Origin of the sequence: Pseudomonas yangonensis, assembly GCF_009932725.1 — a bacterium.
Taxonomy (GTDB): Bacteria; Pseudomonadota; Gammaproteobacteria; order Pseudomonadales; family Pseudomonadaceae; genus Aquipseudomonas; species Aquipseudomonas yangonensis.
Genome location: NZ_BLJU01000235.1, coordinates 1 through 305, shown reverse-complemented (window position 1 = coordinate 305; position 305 = coordinate 1). Strand labels below are relative to the sequence as shown.

Sequence of the window (305 nt, the reverse complement as noted above, 5' to 3'; positions counted from 1 at the left end):
ACATATTATTTATTGCATTCATGCGTTCATGAAGCAAAGCCGACCAGGTGTTACCGTTGTCAAAATTTGCAATGTTGAATTTTCTACCTGGTATGGCGTTTTTAATGTTGACCATCTTTATAAGCCAATCAAGAATATCATGGTAAATATAAAGCACAAAATTAAATGGTTGAGATATTTTACCCACCAGTCCGTCAGGATGTTGATAAAGTAGCTGTATACCTCTTTTAATCCCTCTATCGACGATTATCTCGGCATAGGAGATTCTATTTTAAGAAATTAATATAACGGACTGAAGATAAAAG

1 protein-coding gene is annotated in these 305 nt (G+C 34.1%); it reads right to left on the bottom strand.

The annotated features are described in order from the left end of the window. On the bottom strand, positions 1-187 hold a 187-nt coding region (locus GYB81_RS24620), incomplete at its 3' end, for a hypothetical protein (RefSeq protein WP_218573899.1). Positions 188-305 lie beyond the last annotated feature (118 nt).